The sequence below is a fragment of the Actinomyces oris genome (genome assembly GCF_006546825.1).
Taxonomy (GTDB): domain Bacteria; phylum Actinomycetota; class Actinomycetes; order Actinomycetales; family Actinomycetaceae; genus Actinomyces; species Actinomyces oris.
Window position 1 is genome coordinate 153,903 of record NZ_VICC01000008.1, and the last position, 19,342, is coordinate 173,244.

Consider the following 19,342-nt stretch of genomic DNA (forward strand, 5'->3'; position numbering starts at 1 on the left):
CGCTCGGGTCAGTTCACGCCCATGAACATATAGGCACGCGTCACCTTGCCGTCGACGTCGCGGAAGACGGTGTCGACTCCGCGCCCGACGACGTCGCCGCTTGGGGCGGTCATTGACCAGCGCAGCAATAGCGCGTCGCCGGACTCCATGCGCTGGTCGTAGCTGAAGGTCAGGCCCTGACCCGCAATGCGGTCGTTGTGGACGCGGTTGATGTGCTCAGCGATGTCGGCTGTTCCTGTGACGGTCAAGGCGGGTGAGGAGATGTGCAGCGACCCGTGCGGGGCCCACATCTGCTCGATGAGTGCACGGCGCTGACCGGCGTCGGGCTCAGTCCAGGTGCGCAGGTAGCTCGCGTCGAAGTCGGCGCCGGTACGGGTGGTGTCGGTCATGAGTCGTTCCTCTCCTCAGATTAAGTTGACAATGTCAGCATAACCGGAAAGTTGACTGTGTCAACATGTGGGTAGGCTTGGGTCATGAGCCCTCGTGATCCAGGTCCGACGCGCGCCGCCATCCTCGACGCCGCTGCAACGCTGCTCGAGGACAGGGGACCTGAATCGGTGACGCTGCGCGCCGTTGGTGAGGCTGCCGGCGTGTCTCGCTCGGCGCCCTATCGTCACTACGCGGACAAGGCTGCGCTCATGCGTGCCCTGGCGGGACGGACCCTGCGGCAGATCGCAGAGCGGATTCGTCACGGTGCGGAGCGGCACCGGGGGGCGCGACAGCGGCTGCGCGCCGGTTGCTGGGCCTACATCGACTACGCAGTCGAGTGCCCCCATCACTACCAGCTGGTCTTCGGGGACGCCCCGATTGCGGAGCCGGACCCCGGGCTGGAGGAGGCCGCCGACGACGCCATGGCCGCCGTCGGCGAGCTCGTTGCCCAGGCCCAGGGAGCCGGTCTACTACGACCCGGCCCCACCCGTGAGATCGCCACCGTCGTCTGGGTTCTACTTCATGGGCTCGCTGCCCTGCAGATCACGGGTCATCTCCATGAGCCCCGGACCATTGACGGCAATGAGCATCTTGCGGATCTGCTGGACCTGGCCCTGGAGCAGCTGCGACCCGTGTGATGCGCCTTCGGCGATGTCGGCCGGTAGCGATCTGAGACGTGTCTGGGACGCCCGTCCCCGCACGGCGGCGAGCACGAGCGCCTAACCTTGCACCTATGACAACTGATGCAAAGACGCCCAACCAGGCTGTCACGACCCGCACCGAATCCGACTCCATGGGCACCATCGAGGTGGACGCCAACCGCTACTGGGGGGCCCAGACCGAGCGGAGCCTGCACAACTTCGACATCGGCCGCGAGACCTTCGTGTGGGGCCGCCCCATGATTAAGGCCCTGGGGATCCTCAAGAAGTCCGCCGCCCTGGCCAACGCCGAGCTCGGCGAGCTGCCCGCCGACATCGCCGAGCTCATCGCCAAGGCCGGCGACGAGGTCATCGCCGGTGACCTCGACGCCGAGTTCCCGCTCGTGGTCTTCCAGACCGGCTCGGGTACCCAGTCCAACATGAACTCCAATGAGGTCATCTCCAACCGCGCCATCGAGCTGGCCGGTGGCGAGCGCGGCTCCAAGACCCCGGTTCACCCCAACGACCACGTCAACCGCGGCCAGTCCTCCAACGACACGTTCCCCACGGCCATGCACATCGCCGTCGTCAACGAGCTGGCCGCCATGTATCCGCGTGTCCAGCAGCTGCGCGACACCCTGGACGCCAAGGCCAAGGCCTACGCCGACGTCGTCATGGTGGGCCGCACCCACCTGCAGGACGCCACCCCCATCACCCTGGGGCAGGTCATCAGCGGGTGGGTCGCCCAGATCGACTTCGCCCTTGACGGCATCCGCTACGCCGACTCCCGCGCCCGTGAGCTCGCCATCGGCGGGACCGCCGTCGGCACCGGCCTCAACGCCCACCCGAAGTTCGGGGCCCTGTGCGCCAAGAAGATCTCCGAGGAGACCGGCATCGAGTTCACCCAGGCGGACAACCTCTTCGCCGCCCTGGGCGCCCACGACGCCCTGGTTCAGGTCTCCGGCGCCCTGCGCGTCCTGGGCGACGCTCTCATGAAGATCGCCAACGACGTGCGCTGGTACGCCTCCGGCCCCCGCAACGGCATCGGCGAGCTCATCATCCCCGAGAACGAGCCCGGCAGCTCGATCATGCCCGGCAAGGTCAACCCCACCCAGTGCGAGGCCATGACCATGGTGGCCACGAAGGTCTTCGGCAACGACGCCACCGTCGGCTTCGCCGGCTCCCAGGGCAACTTCCAGCTCAATGTCTTCAAGCCGGTTATGGCCTGGTGCGTTCTGGAGTCCATCCAGCTCCTGGGTGACACCTGCGTCTCCTTCGACACCAACTGCGCCTACGGCATCGAGCCCAACACCGAGCGGATCAAGGCCAACCTGGAGACCAACCTCATGCAGGTCACCGCCCTCAACCGCCACATCGGCTACGACAAGGCCTCCAAGATCGCCAAGAACGCGCACCACAAGGGCCTGTCCCTGCGCGAGTCCGCCCTCGAGCTCGGCTTCGTCACCGCTGAGGAGTTCGACAAGTGGGTCGTGCCCATGGACATGACTCACCCCAGTGCTGCTGAGGACTGATCCTCAGGACTGTCCCTCATAGCTGACGACGGCGTCGCCCTTCACGTGAAGGCGGCGCCGTCGTCGTACGAGCCGAGCCCACATTCTGGCTTGCTCGCCAGCATGCGGATGCCGACTCACAGAAGCGGCACAGCCCCGTCCTGGGATCGTCCGTGCCTTAAGGTGATGTGCTAGCCACGTACGCAGACACCCGAGCGAGGCACGCGACTGAGCGTGCCGGAGGGAACCACGATGAACCTGCCACGACGCACCATCCTTGCCGCCCTGCCCGCCACGGCGGGACTCCTGGGCCTGGGGGCCTGCTCCACCTCAGGATCCGCTGCGAAGGCATCCTCCACGGCGTCCTCGCAGGCTCCCACCGATGCCAAGCTCGCCCTGGACAGCGCCGCCTGGCGCTACGACGCCGACAACAAGGTCTACTACCAGCTGGGTCTGCGCTACGTGGCCACGCCCCAGGCCTCGGACTACGAGACCCTGGGCATCTACGTGCCCGGTGCCTACTTCACTGGGAAGGACAACGGCAACGGCACCTACACGGTCACCGTCAACGCCTCGGGCGCCGTCGGCAGCTTCACCGCTGCCACCGCACCCACCGTCTTCCCGGTCAACACCCCGGGATACTCCGCCCAGAAGCCGCCCACCGAGTACTCCTACGACACCATCAAGGCCTACATGGAGGCCGGCTTCATCTACGTCCTCGCCGGTCTGCGCGGCAAGGACTCCAACTCCCAGACCTACTCCGGCAATGCGCCCTGGGGCGTCGCCGACCTCAAGGCCGCCGTGCGCTACCGGCGCTACAACTCCGCCGCCGTGCCCGGCGACGCCGCGAAGGTCTACGTCTTCGGGCACAGCGGGGGAGGGGCGCAGAGCGCCGTCGCCGGAGCCTCGGGGGACAGTGAGCTGTTCGCCCCCTACCTGGCCGTCCTGGGGGCCGCCACCACTGACACCAGCGGCAAGGCGCTGTCCGACGCCGTCGCCGGAGCCATGTGCTGGTGCCCGATCACCAGCCTGGACAGCGCCAACGCCGCCTACGAGTGGAACATGGGGCAGTTCGCCTCCTCCGACACCCGGGCCGAGGGCACCTGGACGCGGGCCTACTCCCAGGACCTCGCGGCCGCCTTCCCCACCTACCTCAACGGGCTGAAGCTCACCGACTCCCAGGGCAAGCCGCTGACCCTGGAGTCCTCCTCCCAGGGCACCTTCCTGTCGGGCTCCTACTACGACCACCTCGTGGCGGTCATCCAGAAGTCCCTCAACGACTTCCTGGCGGCCACCACCTTCCCCTACACGCCCTCCTCCACCGAGATGGCGGGGATGGAGCCCAGCGGTGGCGGCGGGGCGCCGTCGGGAACCCCACCCAGCGACGGTGGCGGCACGCCCCCCAAGGGTGGGAAACCCGGAGGCGGCAGTCAGGGCAGCGCCGAGTCCACCACCTACAAGACGGTGGAGGAGTACATCGCCTTCCTCAACTCCTCCTCGCAGTGGGTCGCTTACGACGCCTCCAAGAAGACCGCGACGATCACCGGCCTGCAGGGCTTCGTCACCTCCCAGAAGAACGCCTCCAAGGACGTGGGGGCCTTCGACGGCGTGGGCCGCGCCCAGACCGAGAACCTCGTCATGGGCTCGGGAGAGAACAAGCAGCACTTCTCCTCCCTGAGTCGGGAGGTCATCTCCAAGGGGCAGTCCAGGTACTCGGGGTTGTCCGGCTGGAACAAGGACTACGGCGTCGCCGCCTACGAGAAGGACCTGGGTGCCAAGGACTCGGTCGGCACCGACATGGTCACGCGCGTGGCGATGTACGACCCCTTGTACTACCTCACCCAGGACTCCAAGGGGCGGGGCAGCTCCACCGTCGCCCCGGCCTGGCGCATCCGCACCGGCATCGCCCAGGGCGACACGGCCTCCACCGTCGAGGTGAACCTTGCCCTGGCGCTCCAGCAGGCCGGAGCCGGCAGCGTCGACTTCGCCACCATCTGGGGGCAGGGGCACACGATGGCCGAGCTGACCGGCACCGGCGAGGAGAACTTCATCGCCTGGGTGACCAAGCAGGCGGCCTCCTGAGCCCGGTAGGCTCAGGAGACTGCGCCCTGCGAATCCGGGGAATAACGACTCCGTCGGGGTGGTTGAGGGGCCGGATTCCATCCGTCTCATGAATCGAGTGCTCATGCTGACCGCCGCAATGGTCCTCGCTGTCCTGGCCGCCGCCCTCCACGTCCTCATCTTCTACATGGAGTCCATCGCCTGGGAGGGGCCCTTGGCCCGCAAGACCTTCGGAGGCACGCCCGAGGAGGCCAGGCCACACGCCTTCTACGCCTTCAACCAGGGCTTCTACAACCTCTTCCTGGCCCTCCAGGCGCTGGCTGGAGTCGCCCTGGCGGCCCTGGGACACGTGGCGCTCGGCACCGCCCTCATCCTGGCTGGCACTGGAGCCATGCTGGCGGCCGCCGTGGTCCTGGCCCTGGCCTCGGCGCCGCACCGTGGCGCAGCTGCCAAGCAAGGCATCCTCCCGCTGCTGGCTATCTGCTGCACTATCGTGACGCTCCTGGGCTGAGTCGGCATGAGACACCGGGATGATGAATCGATGAGGCCGTGTTCCTGGCGGTCTGAGCGCCCCAGCCACGCAGTGCGGGAATGGTGCGCACCGCTGCGGTGTTGAGTGGGTGCAGCTCGTCGATGCCTTCGACGTGTCGATGGTGAGCACCTGGGTGTTTGCTTTCAATCCTGCACCAATCGCCTTGGGAAAGGCTGCTACCTGGCAGATCGGCAGATGGTGGCTGGTACGGTGGCAATACGCCATCGGGCCGCGCCGCCTAAGGCCATGAGAGGACACCCGGCACCCGCAATGAGCAGCACCATTACCTTCGATGCCGTTACCAAGTCGTACCCGGCCGGGAGGGGCGCCGAATCAGGTTCCCCCGCCGTCGACTCCTTCACCGCCCGCATTGAGGCTGGCACCACCGCCGTCCTGCTGGGATCGTCCGGCTGTGGCAAGACGACCCTGCTGCGCATGGTCAACCGCATGGTGGAGCCCTCCAGCGGACGGGTCCTCATCGATGACGAGGACGTCGCCACCCGTGACGCCGTGGCCCTGCGTCGCTCCATCGGCTACGTCATGCAGAACGCGGGGCTGCTGCCGCACCGGCGCGTCATCGACAACATCACCCTCGTACCCCGCCTCCAAGGCGCCGACCGCCACGACGCCCGGTGCCGGGCCCTCGAGCTCATGGACATGCTCGACCTCGACCGCGACCTGGCCGGGCGCTACCCCCACCAGCTCTCCGGCGGCCAGGCCCAGCGGGTCGGTGTGGCCCGGGCACTGGCCGCCGATCCCGAGGTGCTCCTCATGGACGAGCCCTTCGGCGCCGTCGACCCGCTCGTGCGCCGCGATCTTCAGCGCGAGATGGTCCGCATCCAGGCCGAGCTGGGGAAGACCATCATCTTCGTCACCCACGACGTCGATGAGGCCCTGGCCCTGGGTGACGAGATCATCCTCCTGCGTGAAGGCGCCCAGGTCGCCCAGCGTGGCAGCGGTCCCCAGCTGCTGGCCGACCCGGCCGACGACTTCGTCGCCCGCTTCCTCGGCCTCGATGACGCCGCCCGCCAGCTTCAGCTCACGGACGTCGCCGAGTCCCGGATCGTCCTGGACCGGGCCGGCCGCGCCGTCGGGCGCCTGGCCGACGATGCCTCCACGGAGGCGGAGGAACGGGCATGAGTTGGGTCCTGGCCAACCTGCCCACCATCGCCGGGCACCTCCTGGCCCACCTGCTCCAGGCGGTTCCTGCGATCGTCGCCTCCTTCGTCCTGGCGATCCCCATCGCCCGGCTGGCCCGCGTGGCCCGGCCGTTGCGAGCCGTGCTGGTAACCGGCTCCTCGCTGCTCTACGCCGTCCCCTCCCTGGCCCTGTTCGTCATCCTCCCCATCATCCTGGCCACCGGCATCCGCGACCCGCTCAACGTCATCGTGGCCCTGACCCTCTACGGGCTGGCGCTCCTGGTTCCGGCCACCGCCGACGCACTCGACGCTGTTGACGCCCGCGTCCTGGACGCCGCCACCGCCATGGGCATGGGGCGCCTGCGCTGCTTCCTCACCGTCGAGCTGCCGCTGGCGGGCCCTGCCATCCTCACCGGCCTGCGCGTGGTGACGGTCTCGACGATCTCACTGACCACTGTCGGGGCGGTCCTCGGTGTGCGCAGCCTCGGCTGGCTGTTCACCGATGGCTTCCAGCGCGGCATCACCGCGGAGATCGTCACTGGGCTGGTCGCCACCGCGGCCCTGGCCCTCATCCTGGACGGGCTCGTCCTCGCGCTGGGGCGGCTGTGCTTGCCCTGGACCTGGAAGCGCGCCGGCGACGCCGGGGCAGTCCCTGCCGGAGCCTGCGCAGCCGCCGCGAACAGTCAGGAGGGCAAGGCGTGAGGTTCGTTCTGGCCGCCCTGGCCTACATCGCCGATCCCGCTCACTGGAGCGGGGCCATGGGGATCGGCCCGCTGCTGGTCCAGCACGTCCTCTACTCCCTGGCCGGTGTCCTCATCGCCGCCCTCATCGGGGTCCCCGCCGGCTGGTGGGTGGGGCACACCGGACGCGGGCGCACCTGGGTGCAACCGCTCAGCGGTACGGCCCGCTCCCTGCCCACCCTCGGCCTCATCACGCTGTTCGGCCTCGTTCTCGGGGTCGGCCTGAGCGCCCCCATGATCGCCTTCGTCATCCTGGCCCTGCCCAGTGTCCTGGCCGGAGCCATGAGCGGGGTGCGGGCGGCCTCAGCCATGGCCGTCGACGGCGCCCGGGCCAGCGGCATGAGTGAGCTGCAGGTGCTGAGCCGGGTCGAGATTCCCCTGGGGGCGCCGCTGCTCGTCGGCGGGCTGCGCTCGGCCAGCCTCCAGGTCATCTCCACCGCCACACTGGCCGCCTACACCGGCGCCGGTGGGCTCGGCCGACTCATGTTCCTGGGCCTCAAGACCCAGGACTACGTCATGATGCTGGCCTCGGCGCTCCTGGTCATCTCCCTGGCCCTGGCCTCCGAGGCCATCTTTGCCCTCATCCAATGGGGGGTCACGCCCCCAGGTGCCCGGCAGCACCGGAAGGAATCAGCATGACTGCACCGTCCCACCCGCGCCCCGGCAAGCAGCTGACGCGACGCGGCCTGCTGGCCGGCGTCGGTGCGACCACAGGCCTGCTCGCCCTGAGCGCCTGCTCCGACACCGATCCCTTCGCCGTCGACCAAGCCTCAGGAGGCTACTCCGGCGGCCCGATCATCATCGGCAGCCAGCAGTACTACTCCAACGAGATCATCGCCGAGCTCTACGCCCAGATGATGGAGAAGACGGGCCTGAGCGTCACCCGCCAGTACCAGATCGGCCAGCGGGAGGTCTACCTGCCCGAGCTCGAGGCCGGCAAGATCCACGTCATCCCCGAGTACGGTGGCAACCTGCTGGAGTACTACAGCAAGACCTCCGCCTCAGGCGGCCCGACTGCCACGACCGCCACCGCGACTGCCACCGCGGCCCCCTCCCGCGCCGCCGGCGATACCGCCTCCATCCAGGACACCCTGCTGAGGACTCTGCCGCACTCGCTGACCGTCCTGAACCCGGCCGAGGCGACGGACCAGGACTCCCTGACCGTCACCAAGGCCACCGCCCAGGCCCACTCCCTGACCTCCATCGGCGACCTGGCCTCGCTGGGGCGGTCCGTCACGATCGCCGCGAACTCGGAGTTCACCACCCGCCCCTACGGCCCCAAGGGCCTCAAGGCCGTCTACGGCGTCGACGTCTCCGTCACGCCGGTGGAGGACTCCGGCGGGCCTCTGACCGTCAAGGCCCTCACCGATGGCACCGTCGATGTTGCCGACATCTACTCCTCCGATCCCGCCATCGGGGCCAAGAACCTCGTCATCCTGTCCGACCCCCAGATGCTCATCCTCCCGCAGAACGTCACCCCGCTGGTCTCCGCCTCACTGCCGGCCATCGCGGCCACCGCCATCAACCGGGTCTCGGCCCTGCTGACCCCCGACGAGCTGCGCTCCCTCAATCAGCGCTCCACCGGCGAGAAGCTCAGCTCCAAGACCATCGCCACCGACTGGCTCACCTCCAAGAAGCTGTTCTGAGCCGCGAAAGGACCGAGGTGTCCGGCCTGTCAGTGATGGCGGGGAGGGTGCGCGACGACAGTTATTGATCTCTTGCATACAGTCACTCTCTTTCGGAAAGTGGGTGCGCGTGAGAGAGTTTGGTTGTTCGTTCAACAACTGACGCTCAAGGAGCTCTCATGTCTGTCCCCTCCATCTCCATCATCGGCGCCGGCAACATCGGATCGGCGGTCGCGGGTCTGGCGGTCAAGGCCGGTGCCAGTACTCAGGTCCTGGTGCGCGACGCCTCCAAGGCCACCGACCTGTCGGGCGTCGACGTCGCCGAGATCGGTTCACCCCTGACCGGTGACATCGTCGTCCTCGCCCTGCCCTACGCCGCCATCGACGAGGTCATCGCCACCTACGGCGCACAGGCATTCGCCGGCAAGGTCGTCGTCGACCCGACCAACCCCCTGGACTTCACCACCCTCGACTCTCTCGTCCCGGCCGGCAGCTCCGCGAGCGCCGAGCTCGCAGCGAAGCTCCCGGACGCCCAGGTGGTCAAGGCCTTCAACACCGTCTTCGCCGCCGTCCTGGCAAGCGGCACCATCGGCGCCCGCCCGGCCACTGTCCTGGCCGCCTCCGACTCCGCAGAGGCCAAGGCGAGCCTGCGCTCGTTCGTCGAGGCCGCCGGACTGACGTGGGCCGACGCCGGCGAGCTCAAGCGGGCAGAGCGTCTGGAGGCACTCGGGGCACTGAACATCGCCCTGGGTGTCACGGAGCAGGTCGGTTGGACCGGCGGCCTCGCCGTCGTGTCAGAGTGAGCCCCGAGTGAGCCCCGAGTGAGCCTCGAGTAAGGCTCCCGGTTCGCAGGTAACCTGTCGCCTACGCCCGTCGTCGGCCGCACACACGCGTGGGAGGCCGACGACGGATCAGCGACCAAGCACACGAGGAGACGACGTGGCCGACACTGAGCAGCCGACCGGCACGCAGCAGGCGGGGGAGATGGCTCCCAACCCCTATAGCCGCAGCTGCCCCTCACGCGGCCTGCTCAAGTCGCTCGGCGACCTGTGGACCGTGCTCGTCGTCGGGGCGCTCCACGAAGCGGACCAGCCGCAACGCTTCAAGGAGATAGCGACCCGCGTCGACGGTATCTCCACCAAGATGCTCACCCAGACCCTCAGGGGCCTTGAGCGCGATGGACTCATCGAGCGCCATCAATACCCTGAGATCCCACCGCGAGTGACCTACGAGCTCACCGACTCAGGCAAGGGGCTGGCGGAGGCGCTGGCTCACGTCGAGGCCTGGGCCACTGAGCACCTCGGCGCTGTCAGCCAGGCCCGGGCGCGCTACGACGCCGAGCACTGAGCATCCGCTGAAACGCTCACCAAGGGCGTTTCAAGCGCGTCTACAGGTGCCGCCAGGTCTCCACGCGCCAGCGCGCGTCCCCGGATGCGGGGCGCCACTGCCCCCGCGGGTCGGAGAGGGCCGGATCGATAGCCCACTCCTGAGTGCTGATCCCCGGCGCGCGCACGAGCGCCGAGTCGGGCAGGCCGCGCTCGCGGGCCCGCTGCGTGGCATCCAGGTCCAGGACGCTGACGACGAGCACATCAGGCAGGCCATCAGCCAGCGCCTGCTCGTAGACGCTCCCGCCACCGATGACCCACAGGCGGGGCAGCCCCGCAGCATCCCCCTCACGGGGATCGTGCCCCAGCTCAGCGGCCAGGCCCCGTGCCGCCAGCGAGAGCCCCTCGCGCAGCGAGCCGGCGCGGACCGCCCCCTCGGCCCGCCAGGAGCGGTCACGGGTGAGAACCACATTGCGCCGCCCGGGCAGGGGGCCTCCCAGTGAGTCCCAGGTGGTGCGCCCCATGACCAGCCCGCAGCCCATGGTCGTGGCCTTGAAGTGGGCGAAATCCGCCGGCACGCGCCACAGCATGCCGCCGTCGGCCCCCAGGACACCGGTGACGTCCTGAGCCCAGATCATCCCCAGGCCACTCATACCGCGACCGGGGCCTTGATCGTGGGGTGGTGCTCGTAACCCTGGGAGGCGTCGATGTCGTCCATGTCGTAGGCGTCGATGGACTCGGCCCGCTCCAGGCGCAGCGTGGGGAAGAGGTGGGCGCTGGGTACCCGGGAGAGCTGGGTGCGGACCTGCTCGACGTGGTTGTCGTAGATGTGGCAGTCCCCGCCGGTCCAGATGAGCTCACCGGGCTCCAGATCCGCCTGCTGGGCGAGCATGTGGGCCAGCAGCGCGTAAGAGGCGATGTTGAAGGGCACCCCCAGGAACAGGTCGGCGCTGCGCTGGTAGATCTGCAGGCTCAGGCGGCCGTCGGCCACGTAGCACTGGAAGAAGGCGTGGCAGGGGGCCAGCGCCATGGATCCCAGCTCGGAGACGTTCCAGGCCGACACCAGCATGCGCCGCGAGTCCGGGTCGGTGCGCAGCGTGTCGATGAGTCCGGTGATCTGGTCGATCGCGCCCCCGTCCCGGGTGGGCCAGGAGCGCCACTGCGAGCCGTAGACCGGTCCCAGCTCACCGGAGTCATCGGCCCACTCGTCCCAGATGGTGATGCCCCGCTCCTGGAGCCAGCGCACGTTCGTCTCCCCGCGCAAGAACCACAGCAGCTCACCCTTGACGGCCTTCATGGCCACGAACTTCGTGGTGATGCGCGGGAAGCCGCGGCACAGGTCGTAGCGCAGCTGGCGGGCGAAGAGCGAACGCGTCCCGGTGCCGGTTCGGTCGGACTTCGCAGTCCCGTTGGTCAGGACCTCGGCCAGGAGGTTCTCGTAGGCGACGTCGACACCTGGTGGGGGGACGAGCCCCATCTGCGCCAGGGCCGGGTACTGAGCGGCTGACGGTGAGGGATCGCTGCCGCTGCCGATACCGCTCACGCTTCGATCACCTCGACGTGGGAGCTGTCGACGTAGTCGCTCAGAGCGAGCTGGGGCCCCAGCGCCGCCTGCGCTCCCTCGATGACCTGGTTGGCCAGTGCCCGGCCCCCCTTCCAGCCGATGGCGGCCCCGATCCCGAAGGGCAGGAGGCGCCCCAGTGCCAGCGCTCCGCCCTTGGCGGCCGAGCGCTTGGCCACCCGCTTGATGAGGTGGGCGTTGATCGACTTCACCGACGGCAGGGGCATCTGCATGAGCAGCTGAGCCGCCCAGAACATCGAGGACAGACCCAGCTGGCCCTGAACCGCCTCGGATCCCTCCTTGCCCAGAAGGGCGGAGAGGACCAGGGCCCGACGGCGCTCGGTGTCGACGACGTGGACCCCCTGGATCTCCGCGACAGTCAGAACGTAGGTGACGGCCGAGGCGATGAATGCGGCGCTCTGGCCGACCGTCAGGGCAGCGGCCGCGCCCGTACTGATGGCCGGGATGGCCGCGGAGGCCCCGACCGCCCCCGATGACAACCCTGCGTCCCGCCGGAAGCGGGCGCCGGCCATCTCGACGAGTTCGGCGGCGTCGGCCCCGGGGCGGTCCCGGCGCATCCGTGCGACGCGCTCCTCGATGCGGGAGGCCGGGATGGCGATGGCCTTGTCGAGGGCACGTTCCAGCGCTGTGGAGCGCCCGGAGCGGGAGGTGTTCACAGTGGTCTCCTTACCTGAGTGACGCAGGGGCCTCGGGGAGCGCGGCCGGTTCAAGGACCGGAGTGCTTGAGGGCTCAGTCCTCGTTGGGGTCGACGATCGTCGTGGTGTAGGAAGCGCCGTGCTCGATGGTGTGGCCCACGGTGCAGTGACGGTCGACGGCGCCGGCCACCCGCTGGCTGAGCAGCTCGCGCTGCTCGGCGTCGAGCGAGGACAGGTCGGTGACGATCTCGACCTGGAAAGACTCGTAGCGCTCCTCGGCGTCGTTCTTGACGGTCGAGCAGCCCACGGTGGCCTCGAAGTCCTCGCCCAGGGCCTTGGCCAGACGGTGATCGGCGGACAGGGTGTTGCAGGTGGCCAGGGCGATCTTCATCAGCTCACCGGGGGAGAACTCGCCCGGGCCCATGCCGATGCGGACCTCAGCGCCCGAGGAGTTGCGACCGATGTACTGGCGGGTGCCCGCGCGCTCGGCCCACACGGCGTTAGGGGCGGAGGCGGCTGTGTTGGAAGTGCTCATGGCCTGATCGTGCCATGAAACCGGGCGAGACTCGGCGGTGGAATCGGCGTACAGCCCCGTGCTGCGCCACTGGCGGACAAGGGCGCAGCACGGGAATAACGCCGCTGGGCGACGCAGCGCACAGTTAGTGATCCGTGCGTGATCGGGGCGTGATGAAACGCGAATCAGTGCTCGGCCAACCAGGCGGCGGCCCGGCGCTCCTCGTCCGCCACGACTCGGCCCACCATGCCCATCGCCTTCTCCTCGATGGTCTTGCCGACCAACGGCACGGTGACCTTGAGGTCGACGTCGACGGTGACGGTGGTGGCCTCACCGGCGGGAGACATGGTGGAGGTGGCGCTGACCTTGACCGGGGCGTTCTTGATCGTCACGTCGTAGCCGCCGGAGCGTGAGCCGTCATCCTTCGGCTCGCCCCAGGACTCGGCCACGGAGAAGGACACCGCCGAGCGCACGAACCTCGAGGCGACCGAGGGCAGCTGGGAGGGCTGGATGCTTCCGGCGATGGTGGCCACGAAGCCCTGGCCGCGCTGGGCGACGTCCACCGAGGCGTTGTCGAGCCCGGCCCGCGAGACCCGTGCCTCCTGGTAGGCGGGGTCGGCGAGCATCTGCGCGGTGCGTGCCGGAGTGGCGGGATAGGTGATGGTGATGGTCTTCCTCATGGTGCGATCCTGTCATGTTTCGCCGGTCCGGGGCATGTTCCGACCTCCGCGGGGACGGAAGCCAAGGCGTGCTCGTGCGGTTGAATGCGGGATCGCTCAGATCCCGAACATGTGTCCTGCTTGGCAATTAGCCGGCTCAACGAGCCGGTTCCGCTCACTGCCGATAACCTTGAGAGGTGCCTAATCTTCTGCCTAGCGCCCTGAGAGACGCAGTCGACCTCGCTGAGGCCGACCTCGACTGGATCCACCAGCTGGTGGCCGACTGGCAGTTGATTGCGGACCTATCCACCTCTGACCTGGTCCTGTGGGTGCGTACTCGTGCGGGGCGCTTCATTGCCGCGGGCCACACCCGCCCCTCGGGGGGAACCACCGTTCACCTCGAGGACGTCGTCGGGCGGCGCATGCCGGCCTCGCGTGAGGCCATGGCCATGGAGTCACTGTCCACCGCCCAGATCCAGGACGCCGCCGAGCCCTACTGGACCGGCACCGCCGCGGTCCAGGAGGAGTACATCCCGGTTGTTCACGCCGGCACGCCGATCGCCGTCGTGACTCGGGAGACCTCGGTGGGTGTTATCCGGGGCGGGCGCATCGTTGAGCGGGAGATGGAGGAGATCGCCGAGGTCCTGTGCCAGATGACCGCCTCGGGCGAGTTCCCCATCCAGGGGGCCGGCACCACGATCCGCCACGGCACGCCGCGCGTGGCCGACGGCGTCCTGCGCCTGGACGAGGAGGGGCGGATCGTCTACGTCAGCCCCAACGGGCGCTCCTGCTTCCACCGCCTGGGGATTGAGGGCGAGCTGGAGGGGATCCTGCTGGCTGAGGCTGTCACCTCGATCATTCCTGCTCGTACCCCCGTCGATGAGACGCTGGCCGTGGTTCTCATGGGCAGGCAGGCCTGGCTCACCGAGGTCGAGGTCGGGGGAGTGTTCCTGTCTGTGCGCTCCATCCCGCTGACGCTCAAGGGGCGCCGTTCCGGGGCGGTGCTCCTGGTACGTGACGTCACCGAGGTGCGTCGGCGTGAGCAGGTTCTGCTCAATAAGGACGCCACCATCCGGGAGGTCCACCACCGGGTCAAGAACAACCTGCAGACCGTCTCGGCGCTGCTGCGTATGCAGGCCCGCCGCGCCTCGAACGAGGAGACCCGTCAGGCCCTGTCCGAGGCCGAGCGCCGGGTGACCACTATCGCCACCGTCCACGACGCCCTGAGCCACAACGTCAATGAGCATGTGGACTTCGATGAGGTCTTCTCCTCCATCCTGCGCATGGCCGCGGTCGTGGCCACGCCCACGGGCGAGGTCAGCACCAAGCTGGAGGGCTCCTTCGGGGTGGTCGACGCTGACACGGCGCAGGCGCTGGCCACGGTGCTGGCCGAGCTCGTGACCAACGCTGTCGAGCACGGCCTCGATGGCCGCGACGGCCGCGTGACGGTCACGGCCCACCGTGACGAGGACCGGCTCGAGGTCCACGTCATGGACAACGGTGCGGGCCTGGCGCCGGACACCCTCATGACCGGACTGGGAACACGGATCGTCACCACGCTCGTGCGAGGAGAGCTGCGCGGGGTCATTGATTGGGAGCCTCTGAGCGGAGGGGGCACCGACGTCGTCATTCATGCTCGCCTTCATCAGCGGGCTGCCAGGGCTGAAGCCTGACCTTTCCTTTTCCCGCTGTAGAGAACCACTGGATCAACAAAACGGTGTTCGCACGATTAACCGTGCGAACACCGCAGTGTCAAGAACTCGATCAGTTTTCAGGAGGACCGGCGGGCCCTGGCCGCCCGGCGCTTGAGAGAACGGCGCTCGTCCTCGCTCATGCCTCCCCAGACGCCGGCGTCCTGGCCGTTCTCCAGTGCCCACTTCAGGCAGGTGTCCACCACCTCGCAGCGGCCGCACACCTCTTTTGCCTTGGCGATCTGGGCAATGGCGGGACCGGTGTTCCCCACGGGGAAGAAGAGCTCCGGGTCAACGGTGAGACATGCGGCTTGGCTGCGCCAGTCCATAAGGGCCCCCTACAAGGTCATCGGTCATGCGGTTGGCGCCGACCCAACTTGTCAGGGAACGGCGGCCGCGTCCGAGAACAACTTTCACACGACGGGGGGCGGTGGGCAAGACCTCGATCATGAGACCTGTGCCGATACCCTGTCGTGATCCTCACAGGATGCTGAGCTGTTGAGATAACACCACTTTCCTTCATTGAGAATGCCTGTTAAACAGGGTGTTCAATAGGACGATCATTGTCTTCGGGTCGGGGTTGCACGATCTGAATGGGCAGGCACGTTCCGCGATAGACGAGTGCCCCACGACCGGGCAGCGTCATCGCTCTGGGGTCGGTGACCGACCGCAGGGAGATGCCGGTGGCCTGCTCGGCAGGGCGCATACCGGGCCACAGCACGACGAGTGCCTCACGCTCACGCATGGTGGAGATCGCGCCGCGGAAGGTCGTGGCGACCTTCTCCGTCGAGGCGGAGGCCAGGACCACCTCGGAGCGCGCTAGCGCGGCCTCCACCTGAGTGGCGGTGGCGATGTCCGCCAGGTCCAGGTCGTCAACGACGAGGGGGTCGGAGGCCATCGCCTGGGCCAGAGCCCGCAGTGCCGTGGAGCGTCCTGAGCCGGGAGGCCCGGCGACCAGGACGCTGGTGTGAGCCGGAAGCGTGACCGGTGCCGCCGCGTCTCCTCCCACAGCCCAGGTGCCCTCCGGGACGTCCTCCCAGGTGAGCCGGGTCGGCAGCGGCTCGAGTCGTAGCGCGTGGCCGACGTTGCGCTCGCAGGCGGATCCCGGGCAGCTCTCACGGAGCAGGATCTGGCAGGCGGTCGTCGTCGCCCCGTCCAGGATGACACCACGCCCCGGGGCGCCGCCGGTGACCACCCCGCGTGGAAGACCAGCGAGAGCGGCCTGTGTGCCGGTGGCCGCACCGAGAACCAGCCTGAGGCCCATGGATCCGGCCCACCGGGCGGTGGAGGCGACCAAAGGGGCGGTCAGCAGCAGGGGAGTGCCCGCTGCGGACGTGGTGCGGATAACGGCCTCCAGCAGGGCGTTGCCCTGGCCGGGGCCCAGCACCTCATCAATGGTCACGACGAGCGCGTCGACGTTATCAAGGCACAGGAGGTCCGTGCCGAGGTGCCCACTGGCGGCGAGTCCCCACAGCCGGGCCAGGCGTCGCGGGTCCTCCGTGCCGACCACCGTGCCCACCCCGGGGTGGGTGAGGAGCTCGCGCATGGGTGAGGCCTCGTCCGGGGCCTGGCCGGAGGCGTCTAAGGTCGGGGAAGCGAAACCGCACAGGTGCACCCCTCGGCCCGCGCCCAGTGCCGCTGTCGCGGCTGAGGCGATGACTGTGGACCGCCCTGACCTTGAGGCCCCGAGGACCAGCAGCGGGCGTGTGACCCGCCAGTGCCACAGCCCCAGGCTCTGCTGGCGAGGAAGGTCGGTCACGGCCAGGAGAAGATGGTCGTCTTCGCACCCGGACAGTCCTGCGTGGTCAGCAGGCTCCGTGGGGGCGAGTGCCCCGTCGGCTCCCTGCTCCTCACGATCACCCGGTGCCCGGGGGCCCCGGAGCCGAACCAGCTCGAGCGCCTCGGCCGCGCTGATCGAGGCGGGCAGGGCCGGCGCCCAGGGGCGCCACGGGGAGGCGTGCCCCTGGGCTGCGAGTGAGATGAGGTCGACGATCCTCTGGACCTCACGTGTCGAGCCGCACCAGGGGGCCTGAAGCACCTGACTGCCAGGGCTGGGAGCACCACTGGCTCCGTCGGAGAGACCTTGCCGGTCAGGGGCACTCTCCTGAGCGCCGCCGGCGCCACTGACCAGGACCCGCCCGGGATGATGACCGATCCGGGCGGCCCCGTCGTGCCCCAGGACGTCCCTGGAGTCAGCGGCGTCGAGCACCCGCAGGCACACTCGCAAGGAGGTGTTGGCCCGAATCGCCGGGGACACGGACCCCTGAGGGCGCTGTGTGGCCAGAATGAGGTGGATGCCCAGGCTGCGCCCCTGGGCGGCGATACGCACCAGTGACTCCAGGACCTCGGCGTGCTCGCCGGCCAAGGTGGCGAACTCGTCCACCGCCACCACCAGATCGGGGACGACGACCTGCGGTGGCAGGCAGGAGAGATCCTTGGCGCCGTGGGCGGCCAGGATCCGCTCGCGGCGGCGCACCTCGGCCTCCAAGGAGGACAGGGCGCGCTGGGTGCCGGCGGGATCCAGATCCGTCAGGACCCCGGCCGTGTGCGGCAGGCCGGCGAGGGGGCCGAAGGCGGCACCGCCCTTGTAGTCGACCAGGACCAGGGTGAGGCGGTCCGGCGCTCGGCTCAGCGCCAGCTGCACCAGCCACGAGATGAGCAGCTCGGACTTCCCCGAACCCGTTGTCCCGGCCAGCAGGGCGTGCGGGCCGTCCGCCACCAGGTCGGCACGCACCGGCCCTCGTGCTCCCACACCGAGCACCGCTGACAGCGCCGGGGCGCCCCGGGTCGGCGAGTGCGCCTGCTCCTGCCAGTGCTCCCGCAGCTCGTGGGCGTCGAGGTCGTGCATGACCGTCTTGAGGGGGACCACGTCGGGGACGCCATCGACCCGGGACGACGACCGGGGCGGTTCCGTGATCCGGGAGCGGCTCAGGTGCTGAACCGCCTCCCACCAGGTCGGTGAGCACGACGGCGCCCCGGCCGGAGCGGGCCGTGTGCTCAGCGCCTGGGGCGGGACCTCATCATGGGAGCAGGTCACTATCTGTGCGCTGCGAGGGTGGGCCTGCGGGCCCCAGGCGAGGCGTAGCCCCAGCCGGCCGCTCGCCATCTCCCATCCCTCACTTTGCGCACTGTCCCGATGGCCCGCGCGTTCATGTTGCAGGACTCCTGACGGGGCATCCAACACGGTCACCCGGACCTCGTCGCGGGCCAGAAGCTGGGCACACCACCATCGCAGCGCATTGCCGGCGCCCTTGCCCACCAGGGCCAGGCTCTCGCCGTCGCAGAGCGTCAGGACGCAGCGTCGTCGGCGAGCGGCACTCCACGCGGCCAGGACCTCCTGAACGGCGGAGGCGGGCGTTGAGCCCTCGGACGGGGAGTCCCGGACGGCCTGAGACATGCTGGAGCGCGCCGCGACGGCCAGCAGCATCGTGGCAGGGTCTGGCTCATTGCGCCTCCAACCCGGTCGGCGTCCCCGGTGGCGCCGGCGAGCCCGCCATCGGGCCCCACCGGCACGCCCGGTGCGCCCGGCGCGTTGGGCTCGCCGTTGTTGCAGGAAGGGCACCAGACGCATGATCGTCATCGTCACCATCGGCGCCACCATGACCATGCCCATCGCGCCGCGGCTGCCCGTCCTGAGCGCGATCACTGCTGAGCCGCCCATGACCAGGACGCAGACCAGTGAGCCCACCATCAACCATGCCGTTGACGAGGCCTGTGTCGCAGGGGCCGCCACTACCAGGTCGCAGGGGCGCCTGCGCAGCTCGAGCACGCTGTCTCCCAGCCGCAGGAGCGTCCCCTCCTTCATCCTCGTCTCCCGGCGCACACGCAGCCACAGCCCCAGGTGCCAGTAGCGGTAGGAGCCGTTGGCCGATCCGCAGTCCTGCGCCAGGACTCGGCCGCCGTGAAGGCGCAGGCGCAGATGATGGCGGGAGACCAAGGGGTCACTGAGAACCTCGCCCCGGCCCAGAAAAGCGCCATCCCTGACGGCCATCACCAGGCCACGGTCAGGACCGTCCAGGACCGCGAGGTGCCACGGACCGGCCAAGGCGGCCAGAGCCGCCTCCGCGGCTGCCTCACCCGCCGAGCGCCGGCGCAACGAGGCCGAGGCCTCTCCCGGCAGGAGCCAGTGGTGGTTCGGGACGGCGGTGGGAGTGCTCATTGCTCCAGAATCGCCGCTGGGGACCGTTGCGTCGCTGTCGGTCAGCCCCGGGTGTGGACAACCTCGGCGTTCGGGGATGTTCATGGTCACTGTGGACACGG

The 19,342-nt window shown here is 69.0% G+C and carries 19 protein-coding genes; 11 read left to right on the top strand and 8 right to left on the bottom strand.

All coding sequences use genetic code 11. The annotated features are described in order from the left end of the window. Window positions 1-8: 8 nt before the first annotated feature. Window positions 9-389, bottom strand: coding sequence for a nuclear transport factor 2 family protein (locus FK267_RS12510; protein WP_020991835.1), 381 nt, complete (start codon window positions 387-389; stop codon window positions 9-11). Between the two features lie 84 nt (window positions 390-473). Between FK267_RS12510 and FK267_RS12515 the strand changes: the two genes are divergently transcribed. From FK267_RS12515 to FK267_RS12560, 10 genes are all read left to right on the top strand, one after another. Next, window positions 474-1,067, top strand: coding sequence for a TetR/AcrR family transcriptional regulator (locus FK267_RS12515; protein WP_075377737.1), 594 nt, complete (start codon window positions 474-476; stop codon window positions 1,065-1,067). Between the two features lie 95 nt (window positions 1,068-1,162). Further along, window positions 1,163-2,599, top strand: a complete 1,437-nt coding sequence (fumC, locus tag FK267_RS12520; RefSeq protein ID WP_070511858.1) for a class II fumarate hydratase — start codon at window positions 1,163-1,165, stop codon at window positions 2,597-2,599. Window positions 2,600-2,830: 231 nt separating this feature from the next. Continuing rightward, a complete protein-coding gene (locus tag FK267_RS12525; protein WP_141407394.1) occupies window positions 2,831-4,660 on the top strand; it encodes a subtype A tannase in 1,830 nt (609 codons plus the stop codon). A gap of 103 nt (window positions 4,661-4,763) precedes the next feature. After that, window positions 4,764-5,150, top strand: coding sequence for a DUF1304 family protein (locus FK267_RS12530; protein ID WP_141407418.1), 387 nt, complete (start codon window positions 4,764-4,766; stop codon window positions 5,148-5,150). 291 nt (window positions 5,151-5,441) lie between these two features. Next, window positions 5,442-6,311, top strand: a complete 870-nt coding sequence (locus tag FK267_RS12535; RefSeq protein WP_141407395.1) for an ABC transporter ATP-binding protein — start codon at window positions 5,442-5,444, stop codon at window positions 6,309-6,311. Continuing rightward, window positions 6,308-7,012, top strand: coding sequence for an ABC transporter permease (locus tag FK267_RS12540; protein ID WP_141407396.1), 705 nt, complete (start codon window positions 6,308-6,310; stop codon window positions 7,010-7,012). The genes FK267_RS12535 and FK267_RS12540 overlap by 4 nt, the downstream gene beginning before the upstream one ends. Beyond that, window positions 7,009-7,689, top strand: a complete 681-nt coding sequence (locus FK267_RS12545) for an ABC transporter permease (RefSeq protein WP_141407397.1) — start codon at window positions 7,009-7,011, stop codon at window positions 7,687-7,689. The genes FK267_RS12540 and FK267_RS12545 overlap by 4 nt, the downstream gene beginning before the upstream one ends. Further along, on the top strand, window positions 7,686-8,696 hold the full coding sequence (locus tag FK267_RS12550) for an ABC transporter substrate-binding protein (RefSeq protein ID WP_141407398.1): 1,011 nt from the start codon (window positions 7,686-7,688) through the stop codon (window positions 8,694-8,696). Before FK267_RS12545 ends, FK267_RS12550 begins: the two co-directional genes overlap by 4 nt. Window positions 8,697-8,854: 158 nt before the next feature. Next, entirely contained in the window at window positions 8,855-9,478 is a 624-nt protein-coding gene (locus FK267_RS12555; protein ID WP_141407399.1) for an NADPH-dependent F420 reductase, read from the top strand. A gap of 136 nt (window positions 9,479-9,614) precedes the next feature. Next, on the top strand, window positions 9,615-10,022 hold the full coding sequence (locus tag FK267_RS12560) for a winged helix-turn-helix transcriptional regulator (protein ID WP_141407400.1): 408 nt from the start codon (window positions 9,615-9,617) through the stop codon (window positions 10,020-10,022). A 40-nt stretch (window positions 10,023-10,062) separates the two neighbouring features. On the opposite strand, the gene FK267_RS12565 is transcribed toward FK267_RS12560, so the two are convergent. The 5 genes from FK267_RS12565 to FK267_RS12585 form a co-directional block, all read right to left on the bottom strand. After that, entirely contained in the window at window positions 10,063-10,653 is a 591-nt protein-coding gene (locus tag FK267_RS12565; RefSeq protein WP_141407401.1) for a dihydrofolate reductase, read from the bottom strand. Further along, on the bottom strand, window positions 10,650-11,543 hold the full coding sequence (locus FK267_RS12570) for a thymidylate synthase (RefSeq protein ID WP_141407402.1): 894 nt from the start codon (window positions 11,541-11,543) through the stop codon (window positions 10,650-10,652). Before FK267_RS12570 ends, FK267_RS12565 begins: the two co-directional genes overlap by 4 nt. Beyond that, window positions 11,540-12,238: a hypothetical protein gene (locus FK267_RS12575; RefSeq protein ID WP_009747504.1), complete on the bottom strand. Its 699-nt coding sequence runs from the start codon at window positions 12,236-12,238 to the stop codon at window positions 11,540-11,542. The genes FK267_RS12570 and FK267_RS12575 overlap by 4 nt, the downstream gene beginning before the upstream one ends. Window positions 12,239-12,312: 74 nt before the next feature. Continuing rightward, the gene (locus tag FK267_RS12580) at window positions 12,313-12,753 is read right to left on the bottom strand and encodes an OsmC family protein (RefSeq protein WP_060956517.1); all 441 of its coding nucleotides are present in this window, start codon (window positions 12,751-12,753) and stop codon (window positions 12,313-12,315) included. 164 nt (window positions 12,754-12,917) lie between these two features. Next, window positions 12,918-13,412, bottom strand: coding sequence for a DUF2505 domain-containing protein (locus tag FK267_RS12585; RefSeq protein WP_141407403.1), 495 nt, complete (start codon window positions 13,410-13,412; stop codon window positions 12,918-12,920). A 176-nt stretch (window positions 13,413-13,588) separates the two neighbouring features. Between FK267_RS12585 and FK267_RS12590 the strand changes: the two genes are divergently transcribed. Next, window positions 13,589-15,064 carry a sensor histidine kinase gene (locus FK267_RS12590; protein ID WP_070511887.1) on the top strand — a complete coding sequence of 492 codons (1,476 nt, stop codon included), beginning with the start codon at window positions 13,589-13,591 and terminating at the stop codon, window positions 15,062-15,064. A 98-nt stretch (window positions 15,065-15,162) separates the two neighbouring features. Here the strand turns inward: FK267_RS12590 and FK267_RS12595 are convergent, their stop codons facing one another. Together FK267_RS12595 and FK267_RS12600 are read right to left on the bottom strand one after the other, a co-directional pair. After that, the gene (locus FK267_RS12595) at window positions 15,163-15,411 is read right to left on the bottom strand and encodes a WhiB family transcriptional regulator (RefSeq protein WP_003779481.1); all 249 of its coding nucleotides are present in this window, start codon (window positions 15,409-15,411) and stop codon (window positions 15,163-15,165) included. A gap of 206 nt (window positions 15,412-15,617) precedes the next feature. Then, complete coding sequence (locus tag FK267_RS12600; RefSeq protein WP_141407404.1) at window positions 15,618-19,340, bottom strand: FtsK/SpoIIIE domain-containing protein; 3,723 nt, start codon at window positions 19,338-19,340, stop codon at window positions 15,618-15,620. Between the last annotated feature and the right edge of the window lie 2 nt (window positions 19,341-19,342).